The organism is Janthinobacterium sp. HH106 (genome assembly GCF_001758725.1).
Taxonomy (GTDB): domain Bacteria; phylum Pseudomonadota; class Gammaproteobacteria; order Burkholderiales; family Burkholderiaceae_D; genus Janthinobacterium.
Window position 1 is genome coordinate 47,027 of the sequence record NZ_LRIC01000025.1, and the last position, 26,248, is coordinate 73,274.

Below are 26,248 nucleotides of genomic sequence, written 5' to 3' on the forward strand. Positions count from 1 at the left end.
CGGCAGCCTTTCCTTGATTGGGTTGAACAGTTTTTTTTATTTGTAAAGCGATAGAGCCAGCGCGCCGAAGATGGCGATGAAGATGCACAGCCGCGCCAGCGACGGGTGCCATACCATGCGGTACACGCCCAGCCAGCCCAGCACGCGGTCGAGCAGGGTTTGCAGGCCGATGCTGAGGATGAACAGGGGCAGCAGGGTAGGAATCAGAATTCCGAACAGGGCGAATTCACGCGGCATGGTGGTCTCCGGCGCCAGGCGCCATGTGGTCGAGTAATGAGGTGTAGATCGAATGCAGGTCGGCCAAGGCCGTCTGCAACCGTGCGCTGCGTTCGGCTGTCGCTTCCGCTTCCGCTTGCGCCGCGCGCACCACGGCGCCCGCCTGCAGGGTGGCCGCCAGCGCCGCCTGCAGTTGCGCATCGCCGCGCGTGCGCAGCCAGGCGGCGATGCCGTCCACGCACTGCTGCAGCGCATGGCGCGTGGCGCCCGGGCGGGCGGTCGCGATCAGTTCGCGCAATTCGATCACGGAATGGCCGATCTCCAGCAGGGTCAGGGCCTGGCGCACGACGGCGCGCGTGGCCTCGCCCGGCGCCGGCCCGGCCGCCGCATTGAGCTGGCTGAGCAGGTCGCGCACGCGGTTGTCGAAGCGGTGCTTGACTCGTCGCGCCGGGGCCGTGCACGCCTGCAGCGCTTCGCGCCACAGGGCCGGGCCGATGTGGTCCTTGTGCCCCATCGTATGTTCGGGCAGCAGCACGGCAAACACGAGGGCGGCCAGCATCAGGCCGACGATCAGCGCCATGCCCGTGTTCAAAAAGGCCGCGCCGTCGACGTGCATCAGATTCGTCGGCGCCATCTGCGTGATGAAGGTCGACACGCCCAGGCCCACGCCCAGCTTGGCGGGATTCGTCATCAGGTACAGGCCGACGGCGAGGAAGGGCGCAAAGCTGAGTACCAGCATGGGGAAGCCGTCGCCGTGCACCAGCACGAAGTACACGCAGACGAGCGACAGGGGCATGGCGATCAAAAAACCCGTCAGCACTTGCCGGATCATCAGGATGGGGCGCGGCGAGGACGAGGCCAGCGCGCAGAACACGGCCGCCATCAGCATCGCCGTGCTGGCGTAGGGCCAGGCGAGGAAGTAGGCGCCCAGCGCCAGCAGGGCCAGGCTGATGCCGGCGCGCGCGCCGCTGGCGAGCACCAGCGCGGGCGGCGTCTTCGGCGCATATGCCTGCGGCGTGCTCACGTCGAGCGGCGTGTCGTGCACGAGGCTGAAATACACTTCGTGAAAGCGGCTCATGTCGCGCGCGAAGCGCTCGAGCAGCTCGCAGACGGTGTCGAAATCGATGCGCTGCGCATGCGCGATGGCCGCGCCGTCGATGTCCGCGCGCGCCTGCGCCAGCGCCGTCTGCAGATGCCGCTGCATGGTGTCGAGCGAGTCTTGCGAAGGCGTCGTCTGCAGCGCCTCGGCGACGATGGCGTACAGGGGTGCGCAGACCTGCATGACCTGGGTTTCGCCATCGCGCTGCAGGCGGTCGAACAGACGGTGGAAGGTATAGAAGGTGGTCAGCGCCGTCATGAAGGTGGCGTTGAAGGCGTGCAGCTTGCGGTTTTGCGCGCGCACGTGGCTCACTTTGCTGGTCACTTCGAACAGCGCAGCCGAGCGCCCCAGTTCCAGCGCCGCCACGTCGGCGGCAAACTGCAGATGCGTCAGTTCCACCTGGGCCGGCGTGAGCTTTTGCTGCAGCACGTCATGGCAGAAGGCGAGGAATTTGCCGTAGCGCGCCTGCACCGTGCGCATCACCTGCGTGCCCTGGTGGCGCGGCAGCAGCACGCTGGAGACGGCGGCCGAGCAGATGATGCCCAGGCCCACTTCAGCCACGCGCGTGACGGCCAGCGAGAACACCTGCATCGGCTGTTCGATGGCGGGCAGCACGATCATGCAGGCCGTGTAGCCGGCCAGCACGTACACGTAGGACTGGGCGTTGCGGTGCAGGGCCGAGCCGCTCGTGCACAGGCCCACCCACAGGGCCAGGCCGGCGAACAGCAGCACGGGCTGCTGCGGGAACAGGCCGATCAGGGTCAGCGCTGCCGTGCAGCCGAGCAGAGTGCCGCACAGGCGGTAAAAGCTTTTTTCCAGCACCATGCCGCTGCTGGGCAGGGCCAGGATGATGGTGGTGGTCATCGCCGTGCTCGGCGAATCGAGGCCCAGGCGGTAGGCCAGCCACAGCGCGCAGAACGCGGCGATGAGAGTCTTGCCGACGTAGATCCAGCGTTCGCCTTCCGTCGCGCGCCAGTCCTGCAGCGCCATCGCCAGCCAGTGGGCCGCCCGGTTCAGGGGGCCATATGTGGGTTTTGTTGCTGTGGCTGGCGTCATCGATAGGCTATCAGTTCTGGTTGTTGAGATTGTTCAGGTTGCGCAGCTGGCGCATGTACAGCTTGTCGAGCACTTGCAGCTCTTCTTCCGTGAACCCGTCGTACAGGGCCGAGGTTTCCTGGTACACGTCGGGCAGCGCCGTTTCGATCAGCGCGCGGCCCTTGTCGGTCAGCGAGATCATCACGGAGCGGCGGTCGCCGGGGCGCGTGCCGCGGTGGATCAGGCCGCGCGTTTCCAGGTCGTTGCACACGCGCGTCAGGTTGGCCGGCTTTTCATGGCACGCCATGCCCAGGGTGCAGGCGTTCGAGGTTTCGTCGTCCGTGCCGTACAGCACGGCCAGCACCATGTAGCTGGCATCGACCAGGTCGTGCTTTTTCAGCGCGGCATTGGTCAGGTCCTTCATGCCTTTTTGGATGTGGTACGTCATGCGCAGCAGGCGCATCAGTTCCATGGGGAAGCCTGGCATGCGCGTGCGGATGTTTTGCAGCCGCTTGGAGGTGGCGTCAAAAGCGGTCATGTCATATTCCTTCATGTGTGAATAAAGTTCCGATTGTATCTTGTTGGGCTAGGGCAATGCCAGGATTGCAAGCTTAGATGCCGCCTCCTAATGCATTCATCAAGGAAACGTACAGATCGAGCTCGCGCGCCCCATTTTGCGCCTGCTGCTGTTCTTCCGCCAGCAGCGCCACTTGCGTGTTGAGCATGGCGATGGCGTCGCTCATGCCCGCCTTGTACGCTTTTTCCGCCAGGTCGCGCGCGCGCTGCGCCGTGGCCAGCGCCTGCACGGTCAGCTGATGCTGTTTGGCCAGCGACTGGGCGCGGGTGACGGCGTTGGCCACGTCCGACATGGCATTGATGACGGTGGCGTTGTACTGCTCCACGGCACCGTCGTACACGGCCGTCTGGCTGCCCAGCTGGGCGCGCAGGCGGGCGCCGGCAAAGATGGGCAGGCTCAGCGCGGGTGAGGCGCCGCGGACCTCTGAGTTGGCGTCGAGAAAGTGGCTGAAACCGAAGGCCTGGAAGCCGGCGAACGCCACCAGGTTGACGTTAGGGTAAAACTCGGCCTTGGCCGCGTCGATGCGCTGCGCCGCCGCTTCCACTCGCCAGCGCTGGGCGGCGATGTCGGGACGTCGGCCGATCAGGTCGGCCGGCAGGGCGGCGGGAATGGCCAGCGGCTCGTCCAGGCGCAGCACGGGGCGCGTGAGCGCCGCGCCGGCCGCCGGCCCCTTGCCCGCCAGGGCCGCCAGCTGGTTGCGCAGCAGGGCCAGCGACTCGGCCGACTGCTCCAGCTGGCGCCGGCCGGCCGGCAAGGTGGTTTCGATTTGCGCCACGTCAATGTCCGTGCCGATGCCGGCCGCCTTGCGCTGGCGCGTGATGTCGAGGATGCGGGCGCGCTGCGCCAGACTGCGTTCGATCACGTCCTGCAGCTGGAATTCGTATGACAGCTGGATGTAGGTGCGCACCAGCGCCGTTTCCAGGGCCAGGCGGGCCATCTGCGATTCGGCCGACGCCATCTGCACGTCGCCCAGGGCGGCGGACAGGGCGGCGCGGTTGCGGCCCCACAGGTCCAGGTCGTACGAGGCCGTGACGGTGGCCTGGTTGCGCCACGCGTAGTTGCCGGCCAGCGGCGCCGGCGTGCTGCCGTGCTGCGAATACAGTTCGCGGTTGATGGAGACGTTCGCGTCCGCCTGCGGGCCGGTCTTGTCCTCGGCCGCGCCGGCCAGCGCCTCGGCCTGGCGCACGCGCGCCTGGGCGCCGCGCAGGGTGGGGCTGTCGGCCAGCGCCTGGTCCATCAACCGGTTCAATTGGGGGTCGTGCAAGTCTTGCCACCATTGCGTGCGCGGCCATTGTATGGCGGCGCTGGCGGCCGCATCCATGGCCTGGCTCGCCTGCAGCTTGTTGGCGTCGAGCATGGCCGATTGCGGCGCGATATGGCCCATGTCGGCGCAAGCGCTCAAGGCAAGGATCAGGCTGGCGGCAAGCAAACGGCGGTGCAGGGACATGCAGGGACTCCGGGAGAGGTAGTGTTGGGGGTGCTGCTGGGGTATCACAGCTCGCCGCGGGGAGCTTCGGGAGTGGCCCGAGTGCTGCGCCGCAACTGAGTTGTTACTGACTGAAACCGGCTGACTGGTTTCTTATTGCACGACGTGCTTGGCCGTTTGTGCGACATCAAAGTCCGCTTCCGTTTGCGGGATCAGGCCAGCCTTGCGGGCGGCGTAGAACTCGGCCATGACTTGTTCGCGCGTCACTTTGCTGGCGGCGGTGGCCGGCGTTTTCGGATAGTCGACTTCGCTGGTGGCGATTTCGCCGGCGTTGCGGGCACGGATGTATTCGGCCGTGACGTCAGCGCGCGTGAGTTGCTGGCTGGTAGCGGCAGGCGCGGCGCTCTGGGCAAACGCCGAAGTAGCGGTGGTAATGGCAAACAATGCTGCGATGAGTGATTTGGCTTGCATGATAAGACTCCAAAATGTGCATGATGGCTGGGTGGATGGGCCGGATCGCCACGTACCGGTCGGTTCGGCGGCATGGCGCTGGTGGGCGCCGTGCCGCCGATGAAGCAGTTTCTGGATGAGAAGATGCTTACTTGGATTAACTATAGCAATGAATAGTACATTTGTGAAGTAAATTCTGAAAATAGTTGTGCGCCGCCGCATTTGCCCCTCGGAAAAGGTCGGGCAGGCGTGCGCCACTGGACTGGCCAGGAGAGTAAGCTGGTTTTTTTGTTAACGGGAGTCAGCCATGAGCAGCAGCACACTCGATCCGGACAATTTGCCCGTCACGCCCGACCGCGTTCTGGGCTCCGGCCATGGCAAGGGCGCGCTCGGTCCGAGCGACAGTTCCGACAGCGGCAGCGACATGCAGGGCGTGCCCGGCCAGGATGCGGAAGAACTCGATAACGACAGCGATGCGGCCGGCACGGGCGAACGGGCCGGCGTGGAGCCGCGCAATACGGCGCCCGACGGCGGCGATATCGATGTCGATCATGTGGAAAGCCTGGCACCCGTGCGGCCCGCAGAGGAGGGCGATGGCGAACCCGGCGTTCTCCAGGCGCCAGCGCCGCGCCCCTGATGCCGGTGGCCGGCCGCAAATTGCCGCCCTTCTGGCGCCATCAGCGTAAAATGCTGGCAAGGCGGCGTGCGCGCCGCCATGGCCAGCCGGCCGGCACAGGATAGGATGTCAGAGGATGCAAACGCAGATGTCGGAAGAGAAAGAAAAAGGCTTGATGTCGATGTACCGCGAGACGCGGCCGCGCGAGTTTTTTGGCGAAAAAAGTAACACCAATCACCTGGCCTGGAGTGCGCTGGTGGTCTTGCTGGCGCTGGCGTTCTGGCTGATCGTGGCCCTGGCGGCGGCGGAAAACCAGCGCTATGCCCTGGAAACGAAGGCGTGCCAAGATCGCGTGTTTCCGACGGAAATCGACACGTCTTGCCTGAAACAGGTCAAGTCGCGCGATCACTGGTGGCAGCACGTGGGCCACGCGCTGGTGAGGATGGGCGCCTGACCCGGGCGCACGCTGGCTGAACGATCCGGCGGAACCTGGCGGCGGCGAAGGCCGCCGCGGTGATGGAGCGATAGTGCGGGAGGCGCCATGCCACGCGATCACTCGCGCGAGCAGCCGCAATGGCTGCTCGCGCGCCACAGTGCCTTGACGGCGCGCCAGTTGCTGCGCGCCTATGGCTTGCTATGCCTGTTTTCCCTCGTCATTGCCGCCGCCTTTGCGCTGCGCGGCCTCTGGACCATTCCCGTCTTTTCGTTCGCCGAACTGGGCCTGGTGGCCGCCGCTCTGCTGCACTACCTGCGCCACGCGCGCGACTATGAACACATCGCCCTGCGCGACGGCGAGCTGATCGTCGAACAGGTCAGCGCCGGCCGCTGCCGGCGCCACCACTTTTCGCCATGGCGCACGCGCGTCGAAGTGCCGCAAGGGCCGCGCCAATTAATACATATCAACGATATGTGTGATGCTACCCGTCATGTGGCGGTGGGCGTGTTCGCCACGCCCGAGCGGCGCCGGCAAGTGGCGCAGGAGTTGGGCGCGCTGCTGCCGCCCTATTTGGGCCCGTAAAACTGGAAAGTCTGTACTACCAGCAAGGTGGTGGGAAAGCCCGTGATGGTCTTGAACTCCTTGACGCCGGTAATCTTGTAGGCGCCGGCCTGGAACGCTTCGCCTTCCTCCCAGCTGTGATCCTTCATGGCAAACTGCAGCAGGCGCTTGTCGTTATAGCGGTAGCTGAAGATGGTGTAGGCGCCGACGCGGCTGGTGACGACGAAGCGTTCATCCTGCGCGTCGGCGATGAGCAGGATGCCCGGATAGCGCCCGATGCCGGCCTCCTCGTTCTGGATGCGCAGGATCACATCGGTAAAACTGCATTCGGCGTCGCGGATCTTGTCGCGCTTCGTGGCGATCTGCATGACCTCGTCGTAGCTCTTGTTATGCACGATCGACCATTGCGGCGAGTCGCAATAATTGGCCGCGCTGGCAGGGGCCGCACAGGAAAGCAGTAAACACACGGTGATGGCAGGGATGGCTTGCATGGAACCTTGTCGCGGATGTCGTGGGAGGCGGCAGTCTACCTGCTGGCTGCCGCCGCCACAAGCGCGGGACGATCCTCAGGTGGCCCGCGACGGGCCTTCCCACAGATTGATATGGCCTTCGCGCGCCTGCACGTCGATGGCGGCCAGCTCGTCGGCCGTGAACGACAACTGCTGCAGCGCGGCCACGTTTTCGCGGATTTGCGCGCTGCTGCTCGCGCCGATCAGGGTCGAAGTGACGCGTGGATCGCGCAGCACCCAGGCCAGCGCCATCTGCGCCAGGGTCTGGCCCCGCTGCGCGGCGATCTGATTCAGGGCGCGCACGCGGGCCAGGTTTTCCGCGCTCAAGTGCTGTTGCGTCAGCGAACCGCCGCCGGGGCGGTTGACGCGCGCATCCTGCGGCACGCCGTCCAGGTATTTGTCGCTCAATAAACCCTGCGCCAGCGCCGTGAACGTGATGCAGCCCATGCCCTGCTCTTGCAGCGTGTCGAGCAAGCCGTCTTCCTCGATCCAGCGGTTGAGCATATTGTAGGCAGGCTGGTGGATCAAACACGGCACTTTCCATTCCTTCAGCAGGGCGGCCGCCTCGGCCGTCTTTTGCGGCGAATACGAGGACAGGCCCACGTACAGCGCCTTGCCCTGCTGCACGGCGGTCGCCAGCGCGCCCATGGTTTCTTCCAGCGGCGTGTCGGCGTCGTAGCGGTGCGAGTAAAAGATGTCGACGTAGTCGAGACCCAGGCGTTGCAGGCTCTGGTCCAGGCTGGCCAGCACGTATTTGCGCGAACCGCCGCCCTGGCCGTACGGACCCGGCCACATGTCCCAGCCCGCCTTGGTGGAAATGATCAGCTCATCGCGGTACGGTAAAAAATCGTCGCGCAGCAGCTTGCCGAAATTGCTTTCCGCGCTGCCGTACGGCGGGCCGTAGTTATTGGCCAGGTCGAAATGCGTGATGCCCAGGTCAAACGCGGTGCGCAGCATGTCGCGCTGCGAAGCCAGATTGTTGCTGTCGCCAAAGTTATGCCACAGTCCCAGGGACAGCAGCGGCAATTTCAGCCCGCTGCGCCCGCACGTGCGGTATGGCATGCTGTCGTAGCGGTTCTCGGCGGCGTGATAGGTCATGGCGTCTCCTTGTAAATGAATCGCCTATTTTGGCGCAAAATCAAGGTGTGCGTGCGTGCGCCTTGCGCGCGGCGGGACGCGCCTTACAATGGGCGTTCAGGAATCTCGCAAGGAGCGGACATGGAAATCGAATTGAAATTGCTGCTGGCGCCGCAGGACGCGCCCCGTCTGCGCGCCCACCCGCTCTTGGCGCAGGCTGCGCAAGGTGCGCCGCAGGTGCTGCAGATGCACGATATCTATGTCGATACGCCCGATTTGCAGCTGTGCCGCCACCATGCGGGCTTGCGCGTGCGACAGGTGGACGGGCGCTGGGTGCAAACGCTGAAGGCGGGCGGCACCGTCAACGGCGGCCTGCACAGCCGCCACGAATGGGAAGGCGACGTGCCGGGGCCGCAGCCGGATCTGGCCGCGCTCGACTCGGCCATCGGCCGCAAGCAGCCCATCCGCGCGCTGCTGCGCCGGGACGCCGTCCGCGACGCCTTGCAGCCCGTGTTTACCACGCGCATCGAGCGCACCGTCTGGCAGCTGCGCACGCCGCAGGGCGACCAGATCGAATGCGTGCTGGACCAGGGTGTCATTGAAAGCGGCGCGGATGGGGCCGATGGTGCCGATGGTACCGTATACAGCGTGCCTGTCAGCGAGGTCGAACTGGAATTGAAGCAGGGGCAAGCGGCCAGCCTGTTCGACGTGGCGCTGGCGCTGCTGCGGGACGTGCCGCTGCAGCTGGGCCACATGAGCAAGGCGGAACGCGGTTACCGCCTGGCGGTGCCGCAGCCTTTGCAGGCGGTCAAGGCGCAGCCGCTGTCGCTGGATGCGGCCATGTCGGTGGAGCAAGTGTTTGTGGCCATCGCCGGCAATTGCCTGGAACAGGTCAGCGGCAACCAGGATGGCGTGGCGGCGGGCGAGGATGTGGAAAGCGTGCACCAGATGCGCGTGGGACTGCGCCGTTTGCGCTCGGCGCTGGGCATGTTCAAGTCCCTGCTGGCCTTGCCGGACGCCTTGAAGGCCGAACTCGACTGGCTGGGCGGCGCGCTGGGCGAGGCGCGCGACTGGGATGTGTTGGCTGGCAATACCCTGGCGCAGCTCGATGGCGAGGCGCAGGCCGATGCGGCGGCGCTGGCACAGGCGGCGCACGCGCAGGCGCGGCTCAAGCACCAACAAGCCGCCCAGGCCGTCACCTCGGCGCGCTACACGGCCTGCATGCTGGGCTTGCAGCGCTGGCTGCAGGCGCGCGCCTGGCGCGATGGCTGTTCCGCGCGCCAATTGCGGCGCCTCGATGCGCGCGTGTCGCCGTTTGCCCGCGCCACCCTGCGCAAGGACCAGCGCCGCCTGATGAAGCGCGGCAAGCGCCTGCTGCATGCCACGCCGCAGCAGCGCCATCAAGTGCGCATCGCGGCCAAGAAGACGCGCTATGCGACGGAATTCTTTGCCTCGCTGTTTGCGGGACGGGCCGTGAAACCGTATGTGGGACGCTTGTCGGCCTTGCAGGATGAACTGGGCTGGCTCAACGATGTGCAGGTGGCCGACCGGCTGCTGCAGCAATTGCCCGAAGTTCAGGCTGGCCAGGCCGACGAGGCTGACCAGTCCGCCCAGGACGGCTTGCGGCTGCACGCGGCCTTCGTGCGCGGCTATCTGGCGGCGCGCGCGCAGACCGATGGCAGCGATGGCCGCATGCACAAGGCCTGGCGGCGCTTCAAGGCGGTCCGCTTGCCGGCCTGAATCCGCTTTTATCGGGGCGCGAGCCCAGGCCAGGCTAGGCCAGCGGCCGCTGCAACTGGCGCTCGAGGATGGCCAGCGGCGATTTGTGGGGGGCGGCCATGGCGCGCACGGGCAGCAGCCAGGTTTGCTCGAGCGCATGCTGTCCCCGCAGGGCCGCGTGCGATACGGCGTCGCTGAAGACGATCCACGTCTGGCCCGGCGCGAATGCGTGGGTGTATTGCTCCACCTGCGCCTGGTAAGCGAGATCGGCCTTCATGGCGTCGTGCAGCTGCAGCATGTAGTGATCGTAGGCCGTGCGCCGCGACTTGGTGATGCGCAGCCGGTGCAGCAGCGTCGCCAGCACGGGCTGCGGACGCTTTGCAAGAGGTAAAAAATGCTGCGCCACCTGTTCGAACGGCGCGCCCAGTTTCCACACGCGGGGCGCGCCGCGCGGATGGATGTTGCTGAAGACGCGCAGGATGCGCCGGCCCTGCGTGGGTGAGGAGGGGAAACTGTCGACGTGCAGGCGCGTATCGTCCTTGCGCCAGGACGTCACCCGGCCGGCGATTTCCACGGGGCGAAAGCTGCCCTTGCCTTGCTGCAGATGGGGAACATAGCCGGGCAGCAAGCCGGCCAGCAAGCGCTGCGTGTGCTGCGCATAACGTTGCATCAGCGCGGCCAGCAGGGCCGCATCGCAGGCATCGCCGTGGCCCCGCACGCCGCGCGCCGGTTCCCAGCTGATGTTCTTGGCGCTGCTGGCGCTACCCACAGCGCCGTTCAGCAGGGCATGCTCTTCCGGTTGCAGGGAAAAGCCCAGGCGGGGCAGCAGCACGACTTGCCCATCTTCGAGTGCCTGCAGCGCCGCCGCCTGCTGCGCGGCGCTGCCGCTGGCGTCCCACCGGTCCAGGGAAATATCGATGAGTTTGCTCATGGCACAAACGGGGAAACATCGGAGCGGCCAGTATGGGCGCTTGCCGCCCGCTCCCGTTTGCGCTGGCGCAGACTTACATCACAGTTTGCTGTTCTGGCAGCCGGCGCTCACGCATTCGCGCACGCGGTCCTGCAGGAATTGCGCGCGTTCGATGGTGGTCTTGGTGGCGCAATCGAGATTCACATAGAAGCCCGACGATTCGCGTTTCGAACAGGCGTCGTTGCGGTTGGCGATCCACGCCAGCTGGCCCGATTTCAGCTTTTGCTTGCCGCCGGCATCGAGCTTGGCGGCGAGTGTCTTGTAGTTGGCGTTGAGTTCCTTGTCCGCTTCCTGGTACACCTTGTTGAGGCAATACAGGCCGTCGAAGTCGTTGCGCGGCGTGTCGCAGGCCGAGTTGGCGAAGGCGGAACCGGAGGCAAACACGAGCAGGGCAAGCATGTATTTTTTCATGGCGGGCTTTCAGAAAGTGGTGGGGCAGGATCGGTGAGTAGTACAGCGCTCTTGCGCATCGTATAACATTTTCTCTCCCGCCCGCGGACGCTTGCGGGCGTGCTCCGTCAGCCCCGCCGGCACCGTCAGTAGGCCAGGCGGCCCGGCACGCTCACTTCGATCTGCGTGCCGGCGCCGGGCCGGCTGTCGATGCGCAGGCTGGCCCCGATGCCGGCGGCGCGCTCGCGCATGCCGACCAGGCCCCAGTGGCCGGGCCGCTGGCCCGCCTGCGCCACGCCATCATCGAGACCGCAGCCGTCGTCGCGCACGCGCAGGGTGAATGCCTGCTCCGCATAGTCGAGTTCCAGCACGATGTTTGCCGCCTCGGCATAGCGCGAGGCGTTGAACAGCGCTTCGCGCGCGATGGCATAGACCTCGTCATGCACGCGCGGCTGCAGGCGCCTGCAGCTGCCGCTGACGTGCACGGTGAAGGCGTGCGCGCGGTGCTCGGCCAGGCCCTTGCCGAATTGCTGCAGCGCCAGCCGCAGTTCGTCCGGTTCGGCCGAGGCGCGCAAGTCCATGATCTGGTCGCGGCCTTCGATCAGCAGCTGGTCGGCCAGGTTGAGGGTGCCGTCGAGGCGCGCCCGTTCGCGCGTGCCCTTGGGCAGCATGTCCGCATGCGCATGGAACGACAGGATCAGGCCCTGCACGCTTTGCAGCAGGGTGTCGTGCAGCGAGCGGGCGATGCGGGAGCGTTCGGCCAGGCGCTCCTGCAAGCGTTCCTGCAGCCGTTCCTGCATGTTGCGCGTCAGGTGGCGGATGCGCAGCACATAGCCGCCGTACAGCAGCAGCGCGGCGCCCAGCGCCAGCAGCACGACGAACCACGGCGTCTGCACGAAGGCGGGTGCGATGACGATGTCGAGCTTGGCTCCCTGCGTGTTCCACACGCCGTCTTCGTTGGCGGCCGTGACGTCGAAGCGGTAGCTGCCCGGTGCCAGGTTGGTGTAGTACGCTTCGCGGCGCCCGACCGCCTCTTGCCAGCCGGCGTCCACGCCCGCCAGCCGGTAGCGCAGGCGCACGCGTTCCGGCATCGACAGGCTCAGCGCCGTGAAGCCGATCTGCAGGGTCTTGCTGCCTTGCGGCAGCTGCAGCGGCTTGCCATCGTCGAGCGCGTAACGCGCGCCATTGGCCAGCAAGCTGTGGATCTGCACGGGCGGCGGCAGGCGATTGCGGCGGATATGCAGCGGGTCGAGCATGGCGATGGTGGCCGAGGTGGAGAACCACAGCTTGCCGTCGGGCGCATGGATCAGAGAAGGCACGGGGCGCAGTTGCGAAGCATGGCCCTGCAAGCCGTCGAGTGCGTCGAAGCGTTCCGAGGCGACGGCGCTGCCGTCCCGCATCCACGCGGCCAGGCTGGACGCGCCGATATGGCTTATGCCGTCCGCTCCATGCAGCCACAGGTCGCCGTCCGGCAGGCGCACGATGCCCGACACGCCGCGAAACGCCGCGCCGCGCGCGCCGCGCAAGGTGTGGAAGCGCCCGGCGCGGTACAGGGCCACGCCGTTTTCGCCGCCGGCCCACATCGCGTCGCCATCGCGGTACAGCTGCAGCACGGTGCCCACCTGCAGGCCCTCGGCCGCGCCGAGCCGCCTGACGGCGCCCGCGCGCTGGCCGTCGGCCACCAGGCTGACCGTATTGTCGGCATGGCCCAGCCAGACGGTGCCGGCGCCATCGATCGCCATGGCCGTGGTCAGCACCGCCGGCAGGCCGGACAGGCCGCCGTTCGCGCTCCATTTTCCTTCGCTCAGGCGAAACAGGCCGCCGCCGGAAAACGAGGCCCACAGGGCGCCCGAGCGGTCCTGCTGCAGCGCCTGCGGATCGAGTCCTTGCACGGGCGCTGTCACGCGCGTCATGGCGCCGTCGCGCGCGCGGTGGTGCAGCTCCTGCTCGTTGCCCAGCCACAGCGTGCCGTCGGGCGCCCAGTGGCTGGCCGCCAGCGCCCCTTTCAAAATCACTTTTTTCACCCCGTCGGCCGTAAAGCTGCGCACGTCGCTCACGTAGTCGCCGATCCACACGTCGCCATCGGGTCCCGCCAGCATGCCTGGGTGGTCGAAGGGCACGGCGACGGGCAAGGTCTGCAGGCGGTTCGGTCGCAGCCGGTCCAGGCCCGTCGAGGTGCCGAACCACAGATTGCCCTCGCGGTCCTGGAACGACGTTTGCGGCAGCGGGCCGCTGATGCCGTTCTGGCGCGTCAGGCGCTGGGCCGGCAGACTGGGGCCGGCAGGGTCGAACTTGCGTTCGATGCCATCGGGTGTCATCAGCCACATGGTGCCGGCGCGGTCGAAGCGCATGCCGTTGCCTCTGGCGTCGGGCCGGATGGGCGCATCGCCGCGCGGCGCGCTGGTGCGCACGCGGTAGTAATTGCTGTGCGTGTCGACGGCCCAGATGGCACCATCGGGCGCTTCATCCATGCTGGTGAGCATGGTGCGCGGCCAGGCATGGGAAAAGCGCGCCTGGCCCGGCCTGCGGAAAAAGACGCCATGCATGGTGCCCATCCATTGCGTGCCATCGCGCCCGAACAGGATCTGGTACACGCGCTTGTCGGGCAGGCCCACGTTGGCCGCTTGCGCGACGAAGCGGTCCGCGCCCGGCGCCAGGCGCGCCGCGCCATCGCGCGTGCCGACCCAGATGGCGCCGTCGGGCGCTGCCTCGATATGGAACACGGCGCCCGGCGGCAAGCCGTCCGCTTCGCGGTAGGTGCGCGCGCCACCCTGGCGAAAGACGCTGACGCCGCCGAGACGGTAGCCGACCCACACGGCACCGTCCGGCGGCGTGGCCAGGCCCAGCACATTGCTCGATGGCAGGCGGTGGTCGTACACGCTGTCGACGCGGTCGAAGCGCACGCCATCGTAGCGGTACAAGCCGGTGGCCGTGGCGATCCACAGCCAGCCATCCTTGCCCTGGGCGAATTTGAGCACGTCGACGGGCGCGCCTTGCAAGGCACCCCAGGCATTGTGGGTGTAGTCGGACAGCAGGGGGGCGGCCGCGCATGCGTGCAGGTGGCACGCCAGCAGGGGCAACATCAACAGGCGGCGCAGCAGGCGAGCGGACATCGGTGCAGAGGAAGATGGCGGTGGCGGGGCAGTGATTGTAGCGCAGCGCCGTGCGTTTCAGCAGGCGAAAAAAAACCTGCGCGGGATGGCGCAGGCTTTTTTTGCCCTACGTTGACAAGGACCGCTTACGCGAAGTTCTTGGCAACGAAGTCCCAGTTGACCAGGCCCCAGAACGTTTCCACGTACTTGGCGCGCAGGTTGCGGTAGTCGATGTAGTAGGCGTGTTCCCACACGTCGCAGGTCAGCAGCGGCTTGTCGCCGGTGGTCAGCGGGCAGCCGGCGTTCGAGGTGTTGACGATGTCGACGGAGCCGTCGGCTTTTTGCACCAGCCAGGTCCAGCCCGAACCGAAGTTGCCCACGCACGACTTGGTGAATTCTTCCTTGAACTTGTCGAACGACGACCATTTGGCGTTGATCGCGTCAGCCACGGCACCCGTAGGCGCGCCGCCGCCGGCCGGCTTCATGCCGTTCCAGTAGAAGGTGTGGTTCCATACTTGCGCTGCATTGTTGAAGATGCCGCCCGACGATTTCTTGATGATCTCTTCCAGCGACAGGTTCTCGAACTCGGTACCCTTGATCAGGTTGTTCAAGTTGGTGACATACGCCTGGTGATGCTTGGCATAGTGGTATTCCAGGGTTTCTTTCGAAATATGCGGCGCCAGAGCGTCCATTTCATACGGCAGTGGTGGCAGAGTATGTTCCATGTGATGTCCCTTTATGGTGAGTATTCGGAGTCTACCGGCCTGCGGCCGGAGGGTTGAGCCAAGCTTGCTTGAAGCAGGCATTCTTGCTGAACGAGCCACTATTGTAAAGCGGATGCGCCATTGCTGCAGATTCCGCCACGCGTTGCGGATGACGGTGGCGTAGTGATTCTCGTTCAGCCTGAATCGGGCGTCATGCTCTCCGCTGTGGATGCTATCGGATGCGCCGCGTGGTCTCGCGTACGATCAGTTCCAGCGGTGGAATGGCGGCCTGCACGGCTTCGCCGTTGATCAGTCCCAGCAGCGCTTCCGTGGCGATGCGGCCGATGTCGTACAGGGGCTGGTGGATGGTCGTCAGCGGCGGCGTCGTGTAGGACGAGCCGGGCAAGTCATCGAAACCGACGAGCGAGATATCGTCGGGTACGCGGATGCCCTTGCGGTACAAACACAGGCGCACGCCATAGGCGGACAGGTCGTTGGCGGCGAAGACGGCGCTGAATTGCTGCTGCGTATCGAACAAGTGGTTCATGGCCAGCATCCCGCTTGCCTCGTGGAAATCGCCTTCCGCCATCAGTTTCGGGTCGATGGCGATGTCCGCTTCGCGCAGCGCGCGCTGGTAGCCCGTCAGGCGCTCGGCCGCATCCGTGTTGTTGGCGGGGCCGGCGACAAACGCGATGCGCCGGTGGCCCAGTTCGATCAAGTGGCGCACGGCCAGGTAGGCGCCGTATTCGTTGTCGAGCTTGAAGCCGATGGCGCTTTTCGTTGCCAGCAGGCGGCCCGTCGAGACGATGGGCCGCTGCTGCGAGAAATCGAGCACGCTCTCGTCCGAGATGCGCCCCGACAGCAGGATGATGCCGTCGACCTTTCGCGCCAACAGCAGACGGATACGGTCCGCTTCTTCCTGCGCATTCCAGTGCCCGCTGACGATGACGGACGCGTAGCCCGTGTCCTTCAGCCCATCGTCGACGCCGCGCAGGCTTTCATCGAAGAAGGGGCTGGAAATATCCTGCACCACGATGCCGATGGTCATCGAGCGGCCCTTCTTCAAGCCCTGTGCCATCTGGTTCGGCGCGAATTTCATGTGCGCAATGGCCGCCAGCACGGCGTCGCGCTTGTCGTCGGAGACCCTGGCCGTGCCGTTCAGGATGCGCGAGACGGTGCTGGGCGACACGCCGGCCTGGCGGGCCACGTCGAGCAGGGTGGAAGGGGGAGCAGCGTGGGCGCTATCGTTCAAGGCGGTTCCTGGGTGTCAAGATGGCTGGTCGTCAGTGCTCTGAAAACCTTTTCATCGAAAGATTACCATAAATGGCCGATAGCGCCGCAGATCGGGGTAGGTCGGTGTAGGTCGGGTTAGCCCGCAGGGCGTAACCCGACACATCACGGCCAGCAATGCGCCGGAACATGCCTCTGCCGCCAACAATATTGTCGGATTACGCGTTGAAACGCTAATCCGACCTACGCTTGAAAACGTTTTCACAAAAAACAACAGCGTCTCGACAGTTTGTATTTTCGCCTTTTTCATAGGAGAACACACGCTACGGCGTTCAGTTTTCCACGTTACCCTCAATAAAAATGACAACTTTTTCGGTTGACTTGATTTTCTTTGCGGTGTTAAATGGACACATGTTGTGAAAACGTTTTCAAGATAGAAGACGCTCAATAATCGGAGATGAAATAATGAAGTCAAGCATCCTTGGCGCCGCCCCCTTGGCCGCGCTGACCCTGGCCTGTGGCGTGGCCGCCGCGCCCGCCGCCATCCCGCCGGCCGCACCGTTGCCGGCGCTGGCCCCGGCGACGATTACCGTCGCCTCGTTCCCCGACCTGGACCGCGCTGTCAAGACGGCCTTGCCCCTGTGGGAAAAGCTGTACCCGCAGGTGAAGGTCAAGCTGGTCAGCCTGCAGATCGACGACCACCATAACTCGATGACGACGGCGCTGGCGGCCGGCGCGCGCCTGCCCGACGTGATGGCCATCGATTTCCGCTATGTGGGCAGCTTCGCCGAGTCGAAGGGCATGGAAGATTTGCTGCAGCCGCCATACGGGGCAGGGCAGTACCGCGCCCAGTTCGTGCCGTTCACCTTCGTGCAGGCGACCAGTTCGCGCGGCACCCTGGGCGCCATGCCGGCCGACCTGGGGCCGGGCACTTTGTTCTACCGCAAGGACTTGATGGACAAGGCGGGCATCAAGGAAGCCGACCTGACGCAATCGTGGGAGTCCTACATCGCCGCCGGCAAGAAGCTCAAGGCCGCCACCGGCACCTATCTGCTGGCCGGCGCCAGCGACCTGGCCGACATTTATATACGCGCCAATCTGAAGGATGGCGAAGGCATTTACTTTGGCGACAAGGGCCAGGTGCTGGTCGACTCGCCCCGCTTCGTCAAGGCCTTCGAACTGGCCAAGGCGGCCAGGATCGCTGGCATCGACGCGCGCACCGTGGCCTGGACGGGCGAGTGGGCCGAAGGTTTTAAACGCGACAAGGTGGCCAGCCAGATGATGGGTTCCTGGCTCAGCGGCCACCTGGCCAAGTGGCTGGCGCCCGATTCCAAGGGCCAGTGGCGCGCGGCCAACCTGCCGGCCGGCGCGCTGGCGTCGTACGGCGGCTCCTTCTACGGCATCCCGAAAAAGGCCGCGAATAAAATCCAGGCCTGGGAATTCATCAAGTTCATGACCGTCAACAAGGATATCCAGCTGCACTCGCTGAAAGAGATCGGCGCCTTCCCGGCCCTGAAAGCGGCATATACGGACCCGATGATGGACGAGCCGCAAGCGTACTTCGGCGGCCAGAAGACGCGCCTGCTGGCACGCGACACGGCGGCGAAGATTCCCGTCATCCGCGTTGACAAGTTCGACGCCGTGGCGCGCGACATCGTCAATATGGAACTGGAAAGCGTGCTGGCGCAAAACAAGGATATCAAGACGGCGCTGGCCGACGCCAAGGCCCTGATCACCCACCGCGCGCGGCGCTAGGAGCAGCATGACTACCTCCATGCCTTGTACCGAGCGCGCCGCCGCCCCGGCGCGGCGCGCCAGGAAACGCTACAACATGAAGCAGTGGGCGCCATATATTTTCATCAGCCCCTTCTTCATCCTGTTCGCCGTCTTCAGCCTGTTCCCGCTGCTGTTTTCCATCTATCTGTCGTTCAACCAGTGGGAAGCGGCCAGCGGCGTGGAAGCCATGCAGTGGGTGGGCCTGGACAACTACAAATATGCCTTGAGCGACCCGTGGTTTTTGCGCTCGCTGGGCAATACGCTGTGGCTGGCGCTGGCCTCGGGCGTGCCGCAGCACCTGGTCGCCATTCCGCTGGCAGCGTTCATCCACAACAGCTTCAAGCGCTCGCGCAACCTGGTGATCGGCATTTACTTTTTACCGTTCATCACCTCCAGCGTGGCCATCGCCATGGTCTTCAACACCCTGTTCTCGCGCGACTACGGCCAGATCAATGTGCTGCTCCAGTGGTGCGCCAGCCTGCCGCTGGTGGGCGGCCTGTTTCCGTCAGAGTCGATCGACTGGCTGGGCAGCTCGCTGTTCATCAAGCCGGCCGTCGCCTTCGTGATTTTCTGGCGCTATCTGGGCTGGAACCTGGTGCTGTACCTGTCCGCGCTGCAGGTGATACCGAAGGATTTATATGAAGCGGCCACCATCGACGGCGCCTCGAAACGCCAGCAGTTCTGGTACATCACCCTGCCGCAGCTGCGCCCCATGATCTACCTGGCCGTCACCTTGACCATCATGGGCAATCTGCAGCTGTTCGAGGAACCGTTCGTGCTGGTGGCCGAATCGAGCGGCGTAAGCCAGTCGGTGATGACGACGGCCATCTTCGTCTACAAGACGGCGTTTTCCTCAGGCGACTTCGGTACGGCGTCGGCCATTTCCTGGCTGCTGTTCCTCATCATCGCCAGCACCACTTGGGTGAATAACCGCATCTTCAGCCGCAATGAACGTCATGAACGCAAGGAGGCCCGATGAAAACTACGCGTTGGACGGCCTACGCCATGGTGGCCATCGGCGCCCTGATCATGGTCGCGCCGTTCTACTTCATGTTCGTCTTCGCCACGCACACGAGCGCCGAGATCTACAGCCTGCCGCCGCCGCGCTGGTTCGGCACGGCCCTGCTGAACAACCTCGAACTGCTGCAGGAGCGCCTGCCGTTCTGGCGCAATATCGGCATCAGCCTGTACGTGGCCCTGATGACGACCATCCTGACCTTGTTCTTTTGCTCGCTGGGCGGCTATGCCTTCGCCATGTACGAGTTCCGCTTCAAGCGGCCCTTGTTTACCCTGGTGATGGCGTCGATGATCATCCCGTCGTTCATGAACATGATCCCGACCTTCATGCTGATGGATTTCCTCGGATGGCTGGACCAGCCGCGCGCCCTGTACGTGCCGGGAGCGGCCGGCGCGCTGGGCATCTTCCTGATGCGCCAGTACATCGGCACGGCGATACCGAAGGACCTGATCGAGGCGGCGCGCATCGACGGCTGCGGCGAATTCGCCATCTACTGGCGGGTCGTGCTGCCGCTGATCGGCCCCGCCATGGGTACCCTGGGCCTGATCACTTTCATCAACTCGTGGAACAATTTCATTACGCCGCTGGTCGTCATGCGCTCGGTCGAGAACTACACGATCCCGCTGGCCCTGCGCAGCATGCAGGCGCCGAACAACACGGAGTGGGGCGCGCTGATGACGGGCGCCGCCATCGCCGTGCTGCCGCTGCTGCTGATGTTTTTTGTCGCCTCGAAGCGCCTGATCGAAGGCTTGACCCAAGGCGCCGTCAAAGGCTGATCCACACATTTATCTCAACCCCTCACACTGACATGACCACCATGCATAACGACGACATCGACACCAACTTCCCCGCCACCTTCACCTGGGGCGTGGCCACCAGCGCCTACCAGATCGAGGGCGCCGCCGCCATCGACGGCCGCGGCCCGTCCATCTGGGATACCTTCAGCCACACGGACGGCAAGATCATCGACGGCAGCAATGGCGACGTGGCTTGCGACCACTATCATCGCTACGCCGGGGATGTAGAGCTGATCGCCAGCCTGGGCGTCAACGCCTACCGCTTTTCCATGTCCTGGTCGCGCGTGCAGCCGACGGGTTCCGGCGCCTGGAACGAGGCGGGCTTTGATTTTTACTCCCGCCTGCTCGACGCCCTGGCCGCCAAAGGCCTCGATGCCCATCTGACCCTGTACCACTGGGACTTGCCGCAAGCCTTGCAGGACGAGGGCGGCTGGCTCAATCGCGCCACCTGCTATCACTTCGCCGCCTACGCGGCCGAGGTGGCGCGCCGCTTCGGCCACAAGGTCGCCAGCATCGCCACGCACAACGAGCCGTGGTGCACGGCCGTGCTGGGCCACGGCACGGGCCAGTTCGCGCCCGGCATGGCCGATCCGGCCGCCGCCGTGCAAGTGTCGCACCACCTGCTGCTGTCGCACGGCCTGGCCATGCAGGCGATGCGCACGGTGAATGCGCCGGCGAAACTGGGCATCGTGCTCAATCAATGGACGGCCACGCCGGCCACCGACAGCGCCCAGGACCGCGAACTGGCCGAACTCGAATATGCGCGCTCGGTGCAGTGGTATATGGACGCCATCTTCAAGGGCCGCTACCCGGCCCTGGCCCTGAAACACGCCGACGCTTCTGCTTTGGCTATCTTTGAAAACGATTTCATCGATATTAAACAGCCCATCGATTTCCTCGGCGTGAACTATTACACGCGCGCTTACATGAGCGCCGAGACGCCGCCGCGCAAGCCCGAATGCAAGCTCGGTGTCAACGACATGGGCTGGGAAACCTATCCGCAAGGCTTGACGGAGCTGCTCGTGGGCCTGCACCGCGAGTACCGGCTGCCGCCCGTCTACATCACGGAAAACGGCATGGCCGTCGCCGACAAGCCCGTCGGCGGCAAGATCCACGACGAACCGCGCATCGAGTACGTGCGGCTGCACCTGGATGCCCTGCGCGCCGTGATCGCGCAGGGCATCGACGTGCGCGGTTATTTCTACTGGAGCCTGATGGACAATTTCGAGTGGAACTCTGGCTACGCCAAGCGCTTCGGCATGCTGTACGTCGACTACGCCACGCAGCAGCGCAGCTTCAAGGACAGCGCCCTGTGGTACCGCGATTTCATCGCCGCGCAGCGCGCATCCCACGCACCGGCCCAGCTGGTCCTGGCCGGGGAGCACTGACATGGCCGCCATCTCGCTGCGCGGCATCCGCAAGACCTACGGCGACGGCCCGGAAATCGTCAAGGGCCTGGACCTTGATATCCACGACGGCGAATTCATGGTTTTCGTCGGGCCGTCCGGCTGCGGCAAGTCGACCCTGCTGCGCATGATCGCGGGACTGGAAGACATCAGCGCGGGCCAGCTGCGCATCGGCGACTTGCTGGCCAACGACGTGGCACCGGCCGAGCGGGGCATCGCGATGGTGTTCCAGAGCTATGCCCTGTATCCGCACATGACGGCGCGCGACAACATGGGCTTTGCCTTGAAACTGGCGGGCAAGGGGGAAGCCGAAGTGCGCGCCGCCGTCGGCAAGGTGGCCGAGATTTTGCAGATCACGCACCTGCTCGACCGCAAACCCAAGGCCCTGTCCGGCGGCGAACGCCAGCGCGTGGCCATCGGCCGCTCCATCGTGCGCCAGCCCAAGGTGTTCTTGTTTGATGAGCCGCTGTCCAACCTCGATGCGTCCTTGCGCGTGCAGACGCGCATCGAGCTGGCCAAGCTGCACCAGGAACTGGGCACGACGATGATCTACGTGACGCACGACCAGGTCGAGGCCATGACCCTCGGTGACCGGGTCGCCGTCTTCCATGGCGGCCACCTGGAGCAGGTGGGCGCGCCTTTGGAGCTGTACCGCCATCCGGCCAGCCAGTTTGTGGCCGGTTTCATCGGCGCGCTGCGCATGAACTTTTTGCCGTGCGCCGCCGTCCCGGCCCTGGCCAGCCAGCTTGGCGGCGCGGCGGGCATGCTGGTCGGCATCCGCCCGGAACACCTGCGCCTGGTGCCGCGCAATGAAGGCTACGGGGCCACGGTGACCCTGATCGAGCAGCTGGGCGATGCGCAGATCATCCACGCGACGCTTGACGATCGCATCGACGGCGGCCCGCATGCGGTGGCCATCAAGCTGCACGGCGAGGCGCGCCACGCGCTGGCGCAGGGCAGCGCCATCGGCTTCGCGCCGGAAGAAGGCCATGCCTTTCTGTTCGACACGGCCGGGCGCGCCGTGGCTACCCATTGACCCCGCACGGAGGCGACATGACTTCAGATTGACACCCAAAAAATGTGCAGCAGTAGCCAAAGAGCTATTTGATCATCATTCAACCAGCGGTACAGGAGACAACAACAATGCAACAGCTCAAACGCAATACCATCGCCCTCAGCCTGGCGCATGCGACCTTCGCCCAGTTCATCTTGCTGGGCAGCGGCGCCGCCATGGCCCAGGAGGCTGCAGCCACCGACACGGCAAAACCGGCGGCCGAACAGATGGACCGCATCGTCGTCACGGCCACGCGTCGCAATACCTTCGTGCAGGAGACGCCGCTGGCCGTCACCGCCTTCAACCAGGACACCCTGCAAAACAATCAAGTGAAAGACCTGGCGTCGCTGGCCACCATGGTGCCCAGCCTCGTCGTCGAGCAGCATGGCGACTCGGGCGGCGTGCACGTCTACATGCGCGGCGTGGGCTCGGCCAACCACACGGAGCTGGGCGACCCGGCCGTCGCCTTCTATGTCGACGGCGTGTATTCGCCGCGTCCCCAGGGCGCCACGGCGCTGATGTACGACTTGAGCCACGTCGAGGTGGCGCGCGGACCGCAGGGCACCCTGAACGGCCGCAATTCGACGGCCGGCGCCGTCAATCTCGTCTCCGCCGCGCCAAGCACGGCCAAGTTCATGGGCTCGGCCGGCATCACCGTCGGCGACTACCGCCACCTGCAGACGCAGGGCATGATCAACATTCCGTTCTCCGACGACGTGGCGCTGCGCATCGCCGCCATCAAGGATAGCCACGACGGCACGGTGGACTTCCGCCGCGGCTCGAACGTCATGCCGGGCACGGCCAAGTATGGCGCCGGCGACCAGATGGGCGTGCGCGCCTCGCTGCTGTGGAAGTTCACGCCGCAGTTGCGCGGCACCTTCATCGCCGACTACTTCCTCGACCAGGGCGCCGGCAACGTTTACCTGGCGGCGGAACCGAAAACGGGCGAGAAGCTGCGCTCGGCCCTGATCGACACGCCGGGCACCCTGGACCAGTCGATTTTGACCTACAAGGGCAAGCTCAATTACAAGCCGACGGATGCGCTGGACTTCACGTACCTGGGCAGCTGGAGCCGCTACAAGCGCCAGAACAGCAACGATGCCGATGCGGGGCTGTTCCCCGGCTTCAAATCGGAAAACCGTACCGACTGGGCGCAGTTCGACAGCTATTCGCACGAACTGCAGGCGCGCTCGGACGACGATGCGCCATTCCAGTGGGTGGCCGGCCTGTTCCTGTTCAACGAAAAGAACAAGGTGCGCTTCGATATCGACCGCAGCCAGATTTCGCAGGCGGCCGTGCAGCAGGATATCGCCAACGGCGCCGTGATTTTCGTGCAGCCCACCGTGGGCCAGTATGCGTCGTCCATGTCCTTCATCCAGGGCGACCGCCAGCTCAAATCGAAAGCCGTGTTCGGCCAGGTCAGCCAGCAGCTGACGGACCAGATCAAGCTGACGGCCGGCGCGCGCTACACGAAAGACCATAAATTCGACGTCGGCGGCCAGAACTGGGCGTGCCCGAACTGGCCCGCGAACACGCCGCTGGGCACCACCGTGCTGACTGCCGACCAGCTGCGCCAGCTGGTCACGCCGGGCACGGGCCTGGCCAACACGCACAATATCGGCCCCGGCGGCGCCATCACGGCGGCCGCCTGCGGCAATACGCCAGGCGACAATACGGCCGACCTGAAATACGGCCAGGCCACCTGGCTGGGCCGCATCGAGTACAAGCTGCGGCCGGACATTCTGCTGTTCGGCTCCGTGACGACGGGCTTCCATTCGCCGGCCATCGGCGACGGCGGCGCCACCACCAAGCCGGAAAAGCTGACCAGCTATGAAATCGGCTTCAAGTCGGACTTGCTGAACCGCGAACTGACCCTGAACCTCGATGCCTTCCTGATGAAGTACAAGGACAAGCTCGAATCGCAGGTGGTCAACAGCGTGCTGGCCAACTTCAATGCGGCCGGCGCCACCGTCAAGGGCCTGGAAGCGGAATGGGTGTGGCGGCCGACGAAGGTCGACCGCCTGACGGGCAACGCCACCTGGCTCAAAGCCGTGTATGACGACTTCATGTCGTGCGACGTCGATGCGGCACGCGCGAATGGCCAGTCCTGCGGCTCGACGGCGCCACTGGTGAACGTGGGCGGCAGCACCATGAAGCACGCGCCGAAGTTTTCCACCACCGTCCAGTACGAGCATGATTTCACGGTGGCCGGCGGCCAGCTCACGCCGCGCGCCTCGGTGCACTATGAAACCATGTCGTACGTGGGTGCGGGCGCGTTCAACGGCGACGTGCCGGGCCATGCGGGCGTCAAGCGCCAGGAAGCCTACACGACCCTGGACCTGAGCCTGCGCTTCCAGCCGGCGAACAAGGCGTACACGGTGGAAGCGTTCGTGCAGAACGCCACCGACAAGGCGGTCAAGCTGGACGTCAATGAAATCTGCACGGACGTGGGCATGCCATGCCAGCCGACGCAGCAGATCTACGGCGCCTTCTACAACGCGCCGCGCACGTTTGGCGCGCGCGTGTCGATGAAGTTTTGATGAGGTAGTGTGAAAGAGCAGTTGCAGTCGCAGTCCACTCAGTAGGGGAAGGTGTTGGGCCGGGGAGCTTCCCCGGCCTTTTTTAATCTAACGTCGCCTGCACGCTGGCGATGCCGATCTGCGCGCTGCCTTCGGCCAGGCGCACGTTGACGTTCTGGCGCGCCTGCAGCTGCGCCGGCGAGCGCACGATGGCGCCTTTTTCGTCGCGCAGGATCGCGTAGCCGCGTTCCAGGGTGCGCTGGGGATTCAACAGCTCCAGCTGCGCCGCCAGGCCGTCGAGGCGGTGGCGCCGCTGGCTGAGCAGCTGCGCCATGGCCGCGCCGCCGCGCCGCTGCGCTTCCACCAGGCGCGCGCGCGATGCCGTGACGTCGGGCCGCAAGGCGGCCCAGCGCGAGCGCAGGCGTTCCAGTGCGTACTGCGACTGGTTCACGGGCGCGCGCGCCGCATGCGTCATGGCCGTGGACAGGGCCAGCAGCTGCAAGCGCTGCTGCTGCAGCTGCGCCTTCGGGTTGAGCAGGCGGCGGCTGTGGCGGTCCAGCGTTTGCGCCGCGTCGTCGAGGCGGCGGCGCATGGCACGGCGCAGGTCGGCCGCATCGGCGCGCAGGGAAGCCATCCAGTCGGCGCGCGGCGTGGCCGCCAGTTCGGCCGCCGCCGTCGGCGTGGCCGCGCGCAGGTCGGCCGCGAAGTCGGCGATGGTGAAATCGGTCTCGTGGCCCACGCCGCTGATCACGGGCATGGAACAGTCGGCGATCGCATGCGCCACGGCTTCATCGTTGAACGACCATAAATCCTCGATGCTGCCGCCACCACGGCACACCAGCAGAACGTCGCACTCGGCCCTTGTCGATGCCGTGCGGATGGCTTGCGCGATCTTTTCCGGCGCCTGCTGGCCCTGCACGGGCGTGGGATACAGGATGATGGACACGTGCGGCGCGCGGCGCTGCAAGGCGATCAGCACGTCGCGCAGGGCCGCCGCCTGCGGGCTGGTGACGATGCCGATGCTGCGCGCGAACATGGGGATGGCGCGCTTGCGTTCCTGGTCGAACAGGCCCTGCGCGGCCAGCTTTTCCTTCAGGCGCTGGAACGCTTCGTACAGGGCGCCCACGCCGGCGCGGCGGATGGCTTCCACGTTGATCTGGTAATCGCCGCGCGCGCCGTACAGGGTGACGAGGGCGCGCACTTCGACCTTGTCGCCTTCGCGCGGCGTAAAGCCGGCGTACTGGGCGCGGCCGCGGAACATCACGGCGCGCACCTGGGCGCCATCGTCCTTCAAGGTGAAATACCAGTGGCCGGAAGCGGCGCGCGTGAAGTTGGAAATCTCGCCGGCGATCCAGGTCAGGGGAAACGAGCGCTCGAGCAGGCGCGCGACGGCCTGGTTCAGGGCGCTGACGGTCAGCACGGGCGGGGCGGCAAAGCCGCTGTCAGTCGGGGTGTCTGTCATCATAAAGCTGGGAGCGGGAAGGGAACTGTCCACATATTATCGGCGAGGTCATGCTTATGTCATATATCGTGCAAAACAACAAGTTCTATTTCTAAGTAATTGATTTCAT

The 26,248-nt window shown here is 65.3% G+C and carries 23 protein-coding genes; 10 read left to right on the forward strand and 13 right to left on the reverse strand.

Annotation, left to right across the window (positions count from 1 at the left end; all coding sequences use genetic code 11):
* Positions 1–36: 36 nt before the first annotated feature.
* The 5 genes from JAB8_RS11375 to JAB8_RS29500 all read right to left on the reverse strand — a co-directional run bounded on the left by JAB8_RS11375 (position 37) and on the right by JAB8_RS29500 (position 4,824).
* Positions 37–237: a DUF1656 domain-containing protein gene (locus JAB8_RS11375; RefSeq protein ID WP_070224633.1), complete on the reverse strand. Its 201-nt coding sequence runs from the start codon at positions 235–237 to the stop codon at positions 37–39.
* Complete coding sequence (locus JAB8_RS11380) at positions 227–2,371, reverse strand: FUSC family protein (RefSeq protein WP_070289577.1); 2,145 nt, start codon at positions 2,369–2,371, stop codon at positions 227–229. Before JAB8_RS11380 ends, JAB8_RS11375 begins: the two co-directional genes overlap by 11 nt.
* 10 nt (positions 2,372–2,381) lie before the next feature.
* On the reverse strand, positions 2,382–2,888 hold the full coding sequence (locus JAB8_RS11385) for a MarR family transcriptional regulator (RefSeq protein ID WP_070224646.1): 507 nt from the start codon (positions 2,886–2,888) through the stop codon (positions 2,382–2,384).
* A gap of 73 nt (positions 2,889–2,961) precedes the next feature.
* Positions 2,962–4,374: an efflux transporter outer membrane subunit gene (locus JAB8_RS11390; RefSeq protein WP_070289578.1), complete on the reverse strand. Its 1,413-nt coding sequence runs from the start codon at positions 4,372–4,374 to the stop codon at positions 2,962–2,964.
* 132 nt (positions 4,375–4,506) lie between these two features.
* Positions 4,507–4,824: a DUF4148 domain-containing protein gene (locus JAB8_RS29500; protein WP_071654404.1), complete on the reverse strand. Its 318-nt coding sequence runs from the start codon at positions 4,822–4,824 to the stop codon at positions 4,507–4,509.
* 286 nt (positions 4,825–5,110) lie between these two features.
* On the opposite strand from JAB8_RS29500, the gene JAB8_RS11400 reads away from it, so the two are divergent.
* The 3 genes from JAB8_RS11400 to JAB8_RS11410 all read left to right on the forward strand — a co-directional run bounded on the left by JAB8_RS11400 (position 5,111) and on the right by JAB8_RS11410 (position 6,437).
* Positions 5,111–5,440 (forward strand): hypothetical protein, encoded by a 330-nt coding sequence (locus JAB8_RS11400; protein ID WP_070289579.1) that lies wholly within the window; start codon positions 5,111–5,113, stop codon positions 5,438–5,440.
* Positions 5,441–5,555: 115 nt separating this feature from the next.
* Positions 5,556–5,873: a hypothetical protein gene (locus JAB8_RS11405; RefSeq protein ID WP_070224630.1), complete on the forward strand. Its 318-nt coding sequence runs from the start codon at positions 5,556–5,558 to the stop codon at positions 5,871–5,873.
* 87 nt (positions 5,874–5,960) lie between these two features.
* The gene (locus tag JAB8_RS11410; protein ID WP_070289580.1) at positions 5,961–6,437 is read left to right on the forward strand and encodes a DUF2244 domain-containing protein; all 477 of its coding nucleotides are present in this window, start codon (positions 5,961–5,963) and stop codon (positions 6,435–6,437) included.
* Here JAB8_RS11410 and JAB8_RS11415 read toward each other — a convergent pair.
* Both JAB8_RS11415 and mgrA read right to left on the reverse strand, forming a co-directional pair.
* Positions 6,422–6,907, reverse strand: a complete 486-nt coding sequence (locus JAB8_RS11415) for a hypothetical protein (protein WP_070289581.1) — start codon at positions 6,905–6,907, stop codon at positions 6,422–6,424. The two genes, JAB8_RS11410 and JAB8_RS11415, sit on opposite strands and share 16 nt — an antisense overlap.
* Before the next feature lie 75 nt (positions 6,908–6,982).
* Positions 6,983–8,023, reverse strand: coding sequence for an L-glyceraldehyde 3-phosphate reductase (gene mgrA, locus JAB8_RS11420; RefSeq protein WP_070224627.1), 1,041 nt, complete (start codon positions 8,021–8,023; stop codon positions 6,983–6,985).
* 120 nt (positions 8,024–8,143) lie between these two features.
* Here mgrA and JAB8_RS11425 point away from each other — a divergent pair, with 120 nt between their 5' ends.
* A complete protein-coding gene (locus JAB8_RS11425; RefSeq protein WP_070289582.1) occupies positions 8,144–9,742 on the forward strand; it encodes a CYTH and CHAD domain-containing protein in 1,599 nt (532 codons plus the stop codon).
* A gap of 34 nt (positions 9,743–9,776) precedes the next feature.
* Here the strand turns inward: JAB8_RS11425 and JAB8_RS11430 are convergent, their stop codons facing one another.
* The 5 genes from JAB8_RS11430 to JAB8_RS11450 form a co-directional block, all read right to left on the reverse strand.
* Positions 9,777–10,652, reverse strand: coding sequence for a Kdo hydroxylase family protein (locus tag JAB8_RS11430; RefSeq protein ID WP_070289583.1), 876 nt, complete (start codon positions 10,650–10,652; stop codon positions 9,777–9,779).
* 78 nt (positions 10,653–10,730) lie between these two features.
* Complete coding sequence (locus JAB8_RS11435) at positions 10,731–11,102, reverse strand: lysozyme inhibitor LprI family protein (protein WP_070224624.1); 372 nt, start codon at positions 11,100–11,102, stop codon at positions 10,731–10,733.
* 125 nt (positions 11,103–11,227) lie between these two features.
* Positions 11,228–14,194 (reverse strand): sensor histidine kinase, encoded by a 2,967-nt coding sequence (locus tag JAB8_RS11440; protein WP_070289584.1) that lies wholly within the window; start codon positions 14,192–14,194, stop codon positions 11,228–11,230.
* A 125-nt stretch (positions 14,195–14,319) separates the two neighbouring features.
* Positions 14,320–14,898: a Fe-Mn family superoxide dismutase gene (locus JAB8_RS11445; RefSeq protein WP_070224622.1), complete on the reverse strand. Its 579-nt coding sequence runs from the start codon at positions 14,896–14,898 to the stop codon at positions 14,320–14,322.
* 211 nt (positions 14,899–15,109) lie between these two features.
* Positions 15,110–16,129 (reverse strand): substrate-binding domain-containing protein, encoded by a 1,020-nt coding sequence (locus JAB8_RS11450; protein ID WP_070224621.1) that lies wholly within the window; start codon positions 16,127–16,129, stop codon positions 15,110–15,112.
* Between the two features lie 443 nt (positions 16,130–16,572).
* Here JAB8_RS11450 and JAB8_RS11455 point away from each other — a divergent pair, with 443 nt between their 5' ends.
* The 6 genes from JAB8_RS11455 (at position 16,573) to JAB8_RS11480 (ending at position 24,698) form a co-directional block, all read left to right on the forward strand.
* The gene (locus tag JAB8_RS11455; RefSeq protein ID WP_083287664.1) at positions 16,573–17,862 is read left to right on the forward strand and encodes an extracellular solute-binding protein; all 1,290 of its coding nucleotides are present in this window, start codon (positions 16,573–16,575) and stop codon (positions 17,860–17,862) included.
* Positions 17,863–17,869: 7 nt separating this feature from the next.
* Positions 17,870–18,862: a sugar ABC transporter permease gene (locus JAB8_RS11460; RefSeq protein WP_070289585.1), complete on the forward strand. Its 993-nt coding sequence runs from the start codon at positions 17,870–17,872 to the stop codon at positions 18,860–18,862.
* Positions 18,859–19,677 carry a carbohydrate ABC transporter permease gene (locus JAB8_RS11465; RefSeq protein WP_070289586.1) on the forward strand — a complete coding sequence of 273 codons (819 nt, stop codon included), beginning with the start codon at positions 18,859–18,861 and terminating at the stop codon, positions 19,675–19,677. Before JAB8_RS11460 ends, JAB8_RS11465 begins: the two co-directional genes overlap by 4 nt.
* A 32-nt stretch (positions 19,678–19,709) precedes the next feature.
* Positions 19,710–21,086, forward strand: coding sequence for a GH1 family beta-glucosidase (locus tag JAB8_RS11470; protein ID WP_070289587.1), 1,377 nt, complete (start codon positions 19,710–19,712; stop codon positions 21,084–21,086).
* A gap of 1 nt (position 21,087) precedes the next feature.
* Positions 21,088–22,140: an ATP-binding cassette domain-containing protein gene (locus JAB8_RS11475; RefSeq protein ID WP_070289588.1), complete on the forward strand. Its 1,053-nt coding sequence runs from the start codon at positions 21,088–21,090 to the stop codon at positions 22,138–22,140.
* A gap of 107 nt (positions 22,141–22,247) precedes the next feature.
* On the forward strand, positions 22,248–24,698 hold the full coding sequence (locus tag JAB8_RS11480; RefSeq protein ID WP_070289589.1) for a TonB-dependent receptor: 2,451 nt from the start codon (positions 22,248–22,250) through the stop codon (positions 24,696–24,698).
* Between the two features lie 82 nt (positions 24,699–24,780).
* Here JAB8_RS11480 and xseA read toward each other — a convergent pair whose 3' ends face one another.
* Complete coding sequence (xseA, locus tag JAB8_RS11485; RefSeq protein ID WP_070289590.1) at positions 24,781–26,142, reverse strand: exodeoxyribonuclease VII large subunit; 1,362 nt, start codon at positions 26,140–26,142, stop codon at positions 24,781–24,783.
* Positions 26,143–26,248: the final 106 nt, after the last annotated feature.